The sequence below is a fragment of the Alcanivorax sp. genome, assembly GCF_014762765.1.
GTDB lineage: Bacteria > Pseudomonadota > Gammaproteobacteria > Pseudomonadales > Alcanivoracaceae > Alcanivorax.
Map to the genome: position 1 here is coordinate 28,274 of NZ_JABURH010000196.1, position 11,367 is coordinate 39,640.

Consider the following 11,367-nt stretch of genomic DNA (forward strand, 5'->3'; position numbering starts at 1 on the left):
ACCATGAAAGAAGCCTGTGACGCCCTGACACAGTTCGGCGTGGGCTGGAAGGCGGAAGTTGTGTCTGCCCACCGGACCCCCCAGCGCATGTACGACTTCGCCAAAAGCGCCCACGACAATGGCTATCAGGTGATCATTGCCGGTGCCGGGGGCGCGGCTCACCTGCCCGGCATGATTGCCTCCCTGACCCCGCTGCCCGTGCTCGGCGTGCCGGTGAAAAGCCGCACCCTGTCCGGCTGGGACAGCCTGTTGTCCATCGTGCAAATGCCCAAGGGCGTGGCCGTGGGCACCCTGGCCATCGGCGCGGCCGGTGCCTGGAACGCGGGCCTGCTGGCGGCGCAGATGCTGGCCGCCGGTAACCCGGAGCAGTTGCAGAAGATCGCTGACTGGAAAGCCACCCGGGCCGCCGACGTGCTGGCCAATGCTGAGCTGGGTGAAGGCTGATGAATCGCGTGCTTGTTCTTGGTGGAGGCCAGCTTGGCCTGATGATGGCGGAAGCGGCGGCCCGATTGGGTCTGGTGGTGGATCGTTACGATCCGGAGCGGGCTCTGCTGCTGCCCGGCACCTCGGACTTGGCCGTGCCGATCAGCTGGGAAGAATGCCAGGAGCGTTACCCGGTGATCACCGTGGAGCGCGAAGCCTTCCCGGAAGCCGGTCTGTCCGCTGAGCTGGCAAAAAGCGACCGTTGCGTGGCGCGTGGCGCGCTGGAAGTGATTCCCGATCGCTTTACCCAGAAATCCATGCTCGACAAGCTGGGCATTCCCACTGCCCCCTGGGTGACCCTGGACCAGCCGGACGATCTGGATGCGGCCGTGGCCAAATTCGGCGGTGTGGTGGTCAAGGCGCGCACTGGCGGTTATGACGGGCGCGGTACCTGGATTGTCGGCGAAGGCGGTGATCTCAGCGCGGTGCCCGCTAGCGAACTGGCTGGCAAGGCCATTATCGAACAGAAGATTCCTTTCCGCCGCGAGCTGTCCATCGTCGGAGCCCGTAGCACCAGCGGCGAAACCCTGTTCTACCCGCTCACCCGCAACTGGCATGTGGACGGTATCCTGCGTCTGAGCCTGGCGCCGGCCAACGCCTGCGCCGATCTGCAGAAGCCGGCGGAGCAGATGCTCAAGGGCATCATGGAAGAGCTGGACTACGCCGGAGTGATGGCGGTGGAGTTCTTCGAAACCGATGGCCAGTTGATGGTCAACGAGATTGCCCCGCGGGTGCACAACTCCGGCCACTGGACCCATGAAGGCGCCGACTGGTCCCAGTTCGACCTGCACGTTCATGCCCTGGCCGGCGTGCCCCTGCACGCGCTGAATGTGCACGGTCCCACCGCCATGGTGAACCTGATCGGCACCCCCTTCGAAAGCGCCTGGCTGCAGCACCCGGGTGTAGTCCACTGGTACGGCAAGGGCGTGCGCCCGGGCCGCAAGCTGGGCCACGCCAATCTGGTGGCAGACAGCCTGGAAGGCCTGCGCGTCGGCCTGGATGCCTGGGCGGATGTGTTGCCGGAAGGCTATCAGGCTGTGCTCGATTCCGAATTGGCGCTGGGGTAAGTTGCAAGTTCCAAGTTGCTACACGGGCAGGCCTCCTGAAGTCTGCGATGCTCTGCCCGCGATTAACGGTGAGGGTGCCTGTGTGCACCAGTTCTCTGCTACGCACTTGAGCCTATGCGGCGCGGGCAGAGCGGTGTTCAGTTGGCATCAGGTCGGTTTCGCGCTTTGCAACGTTCAACTTGAAACTTGCCACTCCTCCGACCCCTTCACGTTCCAGCCTTCCCCCAATCGGTTACACTGAATCCTGACTCTGAAACAGGAATCCGGATTTGGCCTTGCCCCTTGCCATGACACGCTATCGACGACTGATCCTGCTGGCCGTGGTGCTGGTGACAGTGCTGCTCCTTGTGGAGCTCACCGGCCTGCGTGAGCAGTTTTCCCTGCCGGCCCTGCGGGCGCTGCTGGAAGCCAATCTGGTGGTGGGTGTCCTGCTGTTTGTGCTGGCGTTTGCCATCGGTAACCTGATCCAGTTGCCGGGCTGGCCGTTTCTGGCGGCGGCGATACTGGCGTTGGGCACGGTGGCCGGCGGGCTGGTGACCTATGTGGCGGCCTGCGTGTCCTGCCTGGTGACGTTTCAGGTGGTGCAGGGGCTGGGTGGCAGTGCTCTGCGGGATATCGACAAGCCGTTGGCGCGCAAAATTCTTGCCCGGCTGGATCGTCATCCGGTGCGCAGCGTGGTGTTGCTGCGCCTGCTGTTCCAGACCATGCCGGCACTGAACTACACCCTGGCGCTCAGCGGGGTAAAACGCCGGGATTATCTGCTCGGCACCCTGCTGGGTCTGCCCCTTCCGCTGCTGGTGTACTGCTTTTTCTTCGACCGTATTGCCCGGGTGTTGCAACTGGCTTGAGGCTAGTGGCGCAGCAGGGCGCTCAGGCTGTCCACCGCTTCGGCCCAATCCGCGTCTTCACGAATGGCCTCAGCCAGAAAGCGCGCCTGCGCGTCGTTCCAGAAGGGCGCCTGGTGCAGATGCATGCTGTCTTTCAGGGTGCCAGCGTACTGATGGATGAAGTCTTCGATGGCCGCATCGCTGTTTTCCAGGCCGAGCTGGGCGAACAGGGTGGGCAAGTCGTGGGTTGCGGTATCCATATCGCAGTCCCTCCGTGTTGGATGACGTTGTCATCAAATGGTGCGCCTTTTCGCCAGTGCTGTCTTCCCCCGCAACGAACAGGTTTGGTAACGAAAAACGCCCGCTTGTAAGCGGGCGTTGGCGTTGCTTGTTACGTGCTGCGGATCGCTACGCGATATCCATGATGCCATCCATTTCCACCCCGGCGCCCTTGGGCAGGGCGGCCACGCCAATGGCGGCCCGGGCGGGGTAGGGCTGCTTGAAGTGGCGCGCCATCACCTCATTGACCAGGGCAAAGTGGCTCAGATCGGTGAGAAAGATGTTCAGCTTGACGATGTCCTGCAGGCTGCCGCCGGCGGCCTCGCACACGGCAGTCAGGTTGCTGAATACCTGCTCGATCTGCGCTTCCATATCGCCGTCCACCAGTTCCATGGTGTCGGGCACCAGCGGAATCTGGCCGGACAGGTAAACAGTGGCCCCTGCCTTGATGGCTTGAGAATAGGTGCCGATGGCCTGGGGTGCCTTGTCGGTGCTGATCACGGAATGATTGGACATGGTCGGTTCTTCACTTGGTTGAGCTGCCAGCGTCATGGCGCCGGCAGGCGAAATCAGGAAAGGGGCTATGCTTGCACGCAGCAGGCCCGCACGCAACATGGGAGGTTCCTGCCTTGTTTGTAGGAGCTCCTCTTGAGGGGCGAACCGAACGTGGCGGGCTCGCATAGGGCCTGCCAAGCTCTGATATTCCTGATCGCCCTGCGGTCGATTTCCACGCTGACGCGTGGTTCGCCCCTCAAGAGGAGCTCCTACAGGGAGGGCGTGGCTATCAAAGCCGGTGAATCCGCACGATGCTGTCCAGGGTGCGCAGCTTCTTGATGATGCGGGCCAGGTGAATCCGGTCCCTGACGGTCATGGACACGTTGAGGGTGGTGAGTGTGGGATCCTTTTCGGCCATGTCGATGGTGTCGATGTTGGAGCCCAGCTCGGAGACGCTGTTGGCCAGGGTGGCCAGCACGCCGCGCTTGTTGATCAGTTCGATGCGCAGGGCGGCAGTGAATTCCTGCTCCACCTGCTTGTCCCAGCTCAGCGCGATGCATTTTTCCGGGGCGTTACGCATTTCTGCGAGCAGGTTTTTGCAGGTGTCCCGGTGCACCACGATGCCGCGACCGGCACTCAAATGGCCGATAATGGTGTCGCCGGGCAGCGGCAGACAGCACTTGGCGTAGCTGACCATCAGGCCTTCACTGCCGCGGATGGCCAGCGGGCGGCGGTCGTCTTCGTGCTGGCGTTCGTCGTCATCGCGGGCGCCGGCCAGTTTGCGGGCCACCAGCGGTGCCAGGCGGTTGCCCATGCCGATGTCTTCCAGCAGGTCGTCCAGCTCCACGTAGCCGTTGCCGGCCAGCTCGCTCACCACCCGTTCGATAGGTAGCTCGTCCATGCCGATGTCATAGGAGTGCAGGGCCTTTTCCAGCAGCCGTTCGCCAAGCTCCACCGCGTCCTCGCGACGCTGGTGCTTGAGGAAGTGCCGGATGTTGGTGCGTGCCTTGCCGGTGACCACGAAGTTGAGCCAGGCCGGGTTGGGGGTAGCGTTGGGGGCGGTGATGATCTTCACTGTCTGGCCGGATTCCAGGGGTGTGGAGAGCGCCGCCAGCTTGCCGTCGATGCGGGCGGCCACGCACTTGTTGCCCACCTTGGTGTGCACCGCATAGGCGAAATCCACCGCGGTGGCACCGCCGGGCAGTTCCTTGATGTCGCCCTTGGGGGTGAACACATAGGCCTCGTCCGGGAACAGGTCCACCTTCACGTTCTCGATGAACTCCATGGAGTTGCCGGCTTTCTGCTGTAGCTCAAGCAGCCGCTGCATCCAGCTCTGGGTGCGGCTGTGGGTGGGCGAGCCGGGCTCGTCTTCGGCCTTGTAGAGCCAGTGGGCAGCGATGCCGTTGTTGGCCATGGCCTCCATTTCCTCGGTGCGGATCTGCATTTCCAGAGGAATGCCGGAGCGCGCCTTGAGGGTGGTGTGCAGGGACTGGTAACCGTTGGCCTTGGGAATGGCGATGTAGTCCTTGAAGCGGCCGGGGATCGGGGTGAAGTAGTTATGCACCGCACCCAGCACCCGGTAACAGGTATCCACCCGGTCCACGATGATGCGGAAGCCGAATACATCCATGATGTCGGCGAAGGGTTTGTGCTGTTCCTTCATCTTGGTGTAGATGCTGTACAGATGCTTCTCACGGCCCAGCACCCGCGCTTCGATGCCTTCTTCTTCCAAGCAGTGTTCCAGGCTGGCCTTGATGGTGGTGAGGATTTCCTTGCGGTTGCCGCGGGCCTTTTTCACCGCCTGGCCGATCAGGCGGGCGCGCATGGGGTAGATGGCGTGGAAGGCCAGGTCTTCGTATTCCACCCGCATGTTGTACATGCCCAGCCGGAAGGCGATCGGGGCGTACAGTTCCAGGGTCTCGGTGGCGATGCGGCGGCGCTTTTCCGCACGCATCACATGCAGGGTGCGCATGTTGTGCAGGCGGTCAGCCAGCTTGATGAGGATGACGCGGATATCCCGGGTCATGGCCAGCATCATCTTGCGCAGGTTTTCCGCCTGCTGCTCCGCCTTGGACTCGAACTTGATCTGGGCGATCTTGGAGACACCATCTACCAGCTCGGCCACTTCTTCGCTGAATTCCCCGGCCAGTTGTTCCTTGGAGATGCCGGTGTCCTCGATCACGTCGTGCAGCATGGCGGCCATCAATGAAGAGTGGTCCATGTGCATGTCGGTGAGGATGTTGGCCACGGCCAGCGGGTGGGTGATGTACGGGTCCCCGGTGCGGCGGTACTGCCCCTCGTGCGCTTGCTCGGCAAAATGGTATGCGCGTACGACCTGGGCGATCTGATCGTCGTCCAGATAACTGCGTAACCGTTTTTCCAGGTTATGAATGGTGGGCAAAAGTCCTCGTCACGCCCGGGGCGGAGTAATGATCAGGAATGACTTCAAGCTTAGATTTGGCGAGGGGATTTGTCTATGACAAGGGCGATAGTCGCAGGTAATGAATTTTCCGGGCGGGCCGCGGAAGGGAAAAGTCGCAAAGGGGGAAGGGAAATACAGGCAAGCGCCCGGGCGGGCACTTGCCGGAAACGGTATTACTCGCCGAAGGACTGGGTCAGCAGGGCCAGCTCGTCCACGTCAGCGCTGCGATCAGCGATCGGGTTGTCCACGGATTCGGAGGTCACATGACCTTCGGCGATTTCACGCAGGGCTACCACGGTGGGTTTGTCGTTTTCCCAGGCCACGCGGGGTTCCTTGCCACCGGTCTGCAGTTGACGGGCGCGCTTGCCGGCTACCAGTACCAGCTCGAAGCGGTTATCCAGTTTTTCCAGGCAATCTTCAACGGTTACACGGGCCATGCTGTTCTCCTACAGGGTGGCGGTGCCGAAGTCGGCAGCGCCTGAAATTCGCGAGGGGGAGCGATTTTACTGGTGAATTGCTGACCAGTCCAGCAGAAGGGCTTGCCGTAGGGCGGAAATGCCTGCAGTGCATCTCCGCCCTATGGGTCAGCGCTTCGCCAGCAGGTTGCTGAGGGTGGCTGCCAGTCGTGCGGATTGCCGGGCGGTGATCAGTCGGCGGGCTTCCACGATGGCTTCCAGTTCATACAGGGCTCGCTGGAAATTATCGTTGACCACCAGATAGTCGAACTCCCCGTAATGACTCATCTCGTCCTGGGCACCATCCAGGCGTTGCTGGATCACCGCCTCGTCATCGGTATCCCGTCCGCGCAGGCGCTCGGCCAGGGTTTCCAGGGACGGTGGCAGGATAAAGATGCTTACGGAGTCCGGCAGCTGCTTGCGGATCTGGGTGGCACCCTGCCAGTCGATCTCCAGAATCACGTCATCGCCGCCCCGCAGGGTCTGGGCCACCCAGTCAGCGCTGGTGCCGTACAGGTTGCCGAACACCTCGGCATGCTCCAGAAACCGGCCCTGCTCCACCTGGCGAACAAAGGTATCGCGATCGGTGAAATGGTAGTTCACCCCGTCCTCTTCCCCGGGGCGCATGGCGCGGGTGGTATGGGAGACAGAGATGCGCACCTGCTCCAGCTTGTCGACCAGAGCCGCCACCAGGCTGGTCTTGCCGGCGCCGGACGGGGCGGAAATGATATACAGCGTGCCTTTGTCGGCCATAGTGAGGACGGTCCTGTTCGCGATCCCGATAAAGCGCGCATTATAGGCGTAAAGGGGGCGGCACGTCATATGCGCCTTGTGATGGCAGTGCGAGCCGTCACAGGTTACCGTTTCCCCCTGTAACCCATTCCATGGGGAAGATGTCTGCAATGATTCAGGCGCTTCCCGGCACCGGACAAGGAGAGAACATGAGCGACCCCCAGGACGATCCGCGCCGCCGCCATTCCGCCAAGGTGGTGGATGGCCCGGGCAAGTCGGCCGGCCGCGCCATGTTGCGGGCGGTAGGCTTTACCGACGAGGACTTTCGCAAGCCCCAGGTGGGTATTGCCTCCACCTGGAGCCAGGTGACCCCTTGCAACAGCCATATCGGCGAACTGGCAGAGCGGGCCTGTGAAGGCGCAGACGGCGCCGGTGGTAAAGGGGTTATCTTCAATACCATCACCATTTCCGATGGTATCGCCAATGGCACCGAGGGGATGAAGTATTCGCTGGTGTCCCGCGAGGTGATCGCCGATTCCATCGAGACGGTGGCCGGCTGCGAGGGGTTTGATGGTCTCGTGGCGATCGGGGGGTGCGACAAGAACATGCCCGGTTGTCTGATCGGTCTGGCCCGGCTCAACCGCCCCAGCGTGTTTGTCTACGGCGGCACCATCCTGCCCGGCAAGGGCCACACCGATATCGTCTCCGTGTTCGAAGCCATGGGCGCCCATTCCCGCGGTGACATGGACCTGATCGAGCTAAAGCAGATTGAGGAAACCGCCATCCCCGGCCCCGGTTCCTGTGGCGGCATGTACACCGCCAATACCATGGCGTCGGCCATTGAGGCGCTGGGCATGAGCCTGCCCGGCAGCTCGGCGCAGAATGCGGTGTCCGAGGATAAGCGGGAAGACTGCGAGCGGGCCGGTGCGGCGGTATTGCACCTGCTGGAAAAGGACATCAAGCCCTCCGACATCATGACCCGCCAGGCCTTTGAAAATGCCATCACCATCGTGATTGCCCTGGGCGGTTCCACCAATGCGGTGCTGCACCTGCTGGGTATGGCGCGCACGGTGGGTGTGCCGTTGTCACTGGACGACTTTACCGAGATTGGCAAGCGGGTGCCGGTGTTGGCGGACCTGCGCCCCAGTGGCCAGTACATGATGAGCGAGCTGGTGGCCATCGGCGGTATTCAGCCGTTGATGAAAATCTTGCTGGAAGCCGGCCTGCTGCATGGCGATTGTCTGACTGTCACCGGTCGCACCCTGGCGGAGAACCTGGCGGGGGTGGCGCCGTATCCGTCGGAGCAAGACATTATTGCGCCGTTGTCCGCACCACTGAAATCGGAAAGTCACCTGCGCATTCTCTACGGCAACCTGGCTCCAGAGGGGGCGGTGGCCAAGATCACCGGCAAGGAAGGAACCCACTTTTCCGGCTCGGCGCGGGTGTTCGGTTCGGAAGAGGAGGCCCAGGCACGGATCAATGACGGTACCGTAGTTGCCGGCGATGTGGTGGTGATCCGCTACGAGGGCCCCCGTGGCGGCCCGGGCATGCGCGAAATGCTCACTCCCACATCGGCGATCATGGGCCGGGGTCTGGGCAATGACGTGGCCCTGATCACTGACGGCCGTTTCTCCGGCGGCAGTCATGGCTTCGTGGTGGGGCATGTGACACCGGAGGCGTTTGATGGCGGCCCGCTGGCGCTGCTGGAAGACGGCGACCGCATCACCATTGATGCCGAGGCCAATACGCTCACCGTGGACCTGTCCGACGAGGCACTGGCCCGCCGGCGAGCCAACTGGCAGCAACCGCCGCCCCGTTACACCCGTGGTGTGCTGGCAAAATATGCACGCCTGGTGGGCTCCGCCAGTGAAGGGGCGGTCACCGACGACTTCTGAGCCGGAAGGCCTTGAATTCCGGTATCGGTGACAGAGCGAAATTGCACTGTTCGCGATCCCGGAAAAGCGCGCATCATAGAGAGTAACCGGGGGCGTGACAGACGCCCCCGCCAACATTCTCAGCCTCGGACCCGATGCCGTTATGCAAGACAGCCCCATCACTGCCACCGTGGATTTCGACCGGGACGGCGTTCAGCACGGTTTTCTCAAACTGCCCCATTCCCACGACGGCTCCGCCTGGGGCAATGTGATGATCCCCATCACCGTGGTGCGCAATGGTGAGGGCCCTACTGCCTTGCTATCCGGCGGCAATCACGGTGACGAGTACGAAGGCATCACCGCCTTGCTGAAGCTGGCCAACCGTCTTCAGCCGGAAGATATTCGCGGGCGGGTGATTATCGTGCCGATGCTGAATCATCCGGCGGTGCTCAACGGCACCCGCACTTCGCCCCTGGATGGCGGCAATCTGAATCGCGCCTTCCCCGGCAATCCGGCAGGCACCCTGACGGAAAAGATCGCCGACTATCTCACCCGTTATCTGGTGCCGCTGTGTGATCTGGCGCTGGATATCCACTCCGGTGGCCGTACCCTGGATCTGCTGCCTTTTGCCGCCACCCACCGCATGGCCGACCGGGCGTTCGAAGCCCGTTGCCTGGCCGCGGCTACGGCCTTTGGTGCGCCTTACACCCTGTTCATGGCGGAGCTGGAAGGCGACGTGCTTTACGACAGTGTGGTGGAGGCCTGCGGCACGGTGTTTGTCAGCACGGAACTGCGCGGCGGTGGCACGACCACGCCGGAGACCGTGGCGCTGGCGGAGCACGGCGTGGACAACCTGCTGCGCTTTGCCGGTATATTGCCCGGCGATCCGTCGGTGGTGGCGTCACAGGCCCTGGAGATTCCCGGCAGTGAGTATTACCGGATCAGCGAACATCGCGGGTTGCTGGAATTTGCCGTGGCCCTGGGTGACAGCGTCCGCGCCGGCGATGTGCTGGCCCGGGTGCATTCCCTGGAGCGTACCGGCGAGCCGCCAGTGGAGTATTGCGCGCCTTGTGATGGCCTGCTGATCGGCCGTCGTCATCCGGCCCAGGTGAATGTGGGCGACACCTTTGCGGTGCTGGCGGTGCCGCGCTGACTGGTACCTCCGTGCACGTTAACAGGGCATAACAAAGCACAAACACCCTTGCTGGCAAAGCGCTGCTAATGTTCAAGTCCTACCAAGAACAACAGGACTGACGGAGCAGCCATGAGCGATACCAAGTTTGCCCAGCAGGGCATGTCATTTCGGGAAAGCGTTGAACACATGGTCGATCATGCCATCGGCATCATGGGTCTCGATGAGGGCATGGGCAACGCCATGAAGGTGTGCCAGAGCGTAGTGCAGGTGTCTTTCCCTGTGGAGATCAACGGCAAGGCCGAGATCTTCACCGGTTGGCGTGCCACCCACAGTGATCACCGGCTGCCCTCCAAGGGCGGTATTCGTTACGCCCCCATTGTGGATCAGGACGAAGTGGAAGCGCTGGCGGCGCTGATGACTTACAAGTGCGCCATCGTCGACGTACCTTTCGGCGGCTCCAAGGGCGGGCTGGTGATCGACCCGAAAAAATATGAGCGTCACCAGCTGGAAGCCATCACCCGTCGCTTTGCCCGTGAGCTGATCAACAAGGGCTACCTGAGCCCGTCGGTGAATGTGCCGGCCCCGGATATGGGTACCGGCCCCCAGGAAATGGGCTGGATGGTGGACACCTACAAGCAGATGTTCCCCAACGACATCAATTATATGGGCGCGCTCACCGGCAAGCCGGTGGAGCATGGTGGGGTCCGTGGCCGTAATGAGGCCACCGGCCGGGGCGTGCAATACGCGCTGCGCGAACTGTTCCGTCACCCGGAAGAAATCAAGCGTGCCGGGCTGTCCGGTTCACTGGCAGGCAAACGCGTGATTGTTCAGGGGCTGGGTAACGTGGGTTATCACGCTGCCCACTTTCTGGAAACCGAGGATGACTGTCTGATCACTGCGATCATCGAACGTGATGGCGCCATCATTAATGAAGACGGCCTCAATGTGGGGGCGGTACGCCAGCACATTGTGGAAAGCGGGGGGGTAAAGGGTTTTGCCCATGGCGATTATCTGGAGGAAGGGATTCAGGCGCTGGAACGCGACTGTGACATCCTGATTCCGGCGGCGCTGGAAGGGGTCATTACCACCGAAAACGCGCCGCGCATTCAGGCCAAACTGATCGCGGAAGCGGCCAACGGTCCGGTGACCTTTGAGGCGGACCGGATTCTTCGCGAAAAGGGCGTGGAAATCATTCCTGATGCCTACTGCAACGCCGGCGGCGTGATCGTTTCCTACTTCGAATGGATTCGAAACCTGAACCACGTGCGTTTCGGGCGCCTGGACAAGCGTTTCCACGAAGCCCGCGGTCAGCATGTGATTGATGCCATTGAGCAGGCCACCGATACCAAGGTGCCGGAGCATATCGTCAAGGAACTGGCCCGTGGCGCCGACGAGTTCGACCTTGTACGTTCGGGGCTGGATGACTCCATGCGCCTGGCCCTGCAGGAAATCATCCGTACCCGTAACGAGAATCCGAAGATCGACGATTACCGGATGGCGGCCTATGTGATCGCCATTGAAAAAGTCTCCCGGCATTACCGGGATATCGGTTTCTGAAAAAGAAGAGTGGCGCGGGGCTTATTCGATATTCTGGATCT

Annotated in this window: 11 protein-coding genes; 6 read left to right on the forward strand and 5 right to left on the reverse strand. The window is 62.0% G+C overall.

Annotation, left to right across the window (positions count from 1 at the left end; all coding sequences use genetic code 11):
• From purE to HUJ17_RS15200, 3 genes are all read left to right on the forward strand, one after another.
• Positions 1-444 (forward strand): 5-(carboxyamino)imidazole ribonucleotide mutase (gene purE / locus HUJ17_RS15190; RefSeq protein WP_290511484.1); only part of this gene is annotated, 444 nt, incomplete at its 5' end.
• Positions 444-1,550 carry a 5-(carboxyamino)imidazole ribonucleotide synthase gene (locus HUJ17_RS15195; protein WP_290511485.1) on the forward strand — a complete coding sequence of 369 codons (1,107 nt, stop codon included), beginning with the start codon at positions 444-446 and terminating at the stop codon, positions 1,548-1,550. The genes purE and HUJ17_RS15195, both read left to right, overlap by 1 nt.
• Before the next feature lie 269 nt (positions 1,551-1,819).
• The gene (locus tag HUJ17_RS15200) at positions 1,820-2,398 is read left to right on the forward strand and encodes a VTT domain-containing protein (protein ID WP_290511486.1); all 579 of its coding nucleotides are present in this window, start codon (positions 1,820-1,822) and stop codon (positions 2,396-2,398) included.
• 2 nt (positions 2,399-2,400) lie between these two features.
• On the opposite strand, the gene HUJ17_RS15205 is transcribed toward HUJ17_RS15200, so the two are convergent.
• The 5 genes from HUJ17_RS15205 to gmk all read right to left on the reverse strand — a co-directional run bounded on the left by HUJ17_RS15205 (position 2,401) and on the right by gmk (position 6,781).
• Complete coding sequence (locus HUJ17_RS15205) at positions 2,401-2,637, reverse strand: DUF2789 domain-containing protein (RefSeq protein WP_062814952.1); 237 nt, start codon at positions 2,635-2,637, stop codon at positions 2,401-2,403.
• 148 nt (positions 2,638-2,785) lie between these two features.
• Complete coding sequence (locus tag HUJ17_RS15210) at positions 2,786-3,172, reverse strand: RidA family protein (protein ID WP_062815465.1); 387 nt, start codon at positions 3,170-3,172, stop codon at positions 2,786-2,788.
• Positions 3,173-3,440: 268 nt separating this feature from the next.
• Positions 3,441-5,552: a bifunctional GTP diphosphokinase/guanosine-3',5'-bis pyrophosphate 3'-pyrophosphohydrolase gene (gene spoT, locus HUJ17_RS15215; protein ID WP_290511487.1), complete on the reverse strand. Its 2,112-nt coding sequence runs from the start codon at positions 5,550-5,552 to the stop codon at positions 3,441-3,443.
• A 194-nt stretch (positions 5,553-5,746) separates the two neighbouring features.
• Positions 5,747-6,010: a DNA-directed RNA polymerase subunit omega gene (rpoZ, locus tag HUJ17_RS15220; protein ID WP_062814950.1), complete on the reverse strand. Its 264-nt coding sequence runs from the start codon at positions 6,008-6,010 to the stop codon at positions 5,747-5,749.
• Positions 6,011-6,157: 147 nt separating this feature from the next.
• The gene (gene gmk / locus HUJ17_RS15225) at positions 6,158-6,781 is read right to left on the reverse strand and encodes a guanylate kinase (RefSeq protein WP_290511488.1); all 624 of its coding nucleotides are present in this window, start codon (positions 6,779-6,781) and stop codon (positions 6,158-6,160) included.
• A gap of 188 nt (positions 6,782-6,969) precedes the next feature.
• On the opposite strand from gmk, the gene ilvD reads away from it, so the two are divergent.
• The 3 genes from ilvD (at position 6,970) to HUJ17_RS15240 (ending at position 11,326) form a co-directional block, all read left to right on the forward strand.
• Positions 6,970-8,655: a dihydroxy-acid dehydratase gene (gene ilvD, locus HUJ17_RS15230; protein WP_290511489.1), complete on the forward strand. Its 1,686-nt coding sequence runs from the start codon at positions 6,970-6,972 to the stop codon at positions 8,653-8,655.
• 142 nt (positions 8,656-8,797) lie between these two features.
• The gene (gene doeB, locus HUJ17_RS15235) at positions 8,798-9,787 is read left to right on the forward strand and encodes a N(2)-acetyl-L-2,4-diaminobutanoate deacetylase DoeB (protein WP_290511493.1); all 990 of its coding nucleotides are present in this window, start codon (positions 8,798-8,800) and stop codon (positions 9,785-9,787) included.
• Positions 9,788-9,898: 111 nt separating this feature from the next.
• Positions 9,899-11,326, forward strand: a complete 1,428-nt coding sequence (locus HUJ17_RS15240; protein ID WP_290511490.1) for a Glu/Leu/Phe/Val dehydrogenase — start codon at positions 9,899-9,901, stop codon at positions 11,324-11,326.
• The last annotated feature ends 41 nt before the right edge of the window (positions 11,327-11,367 follow it).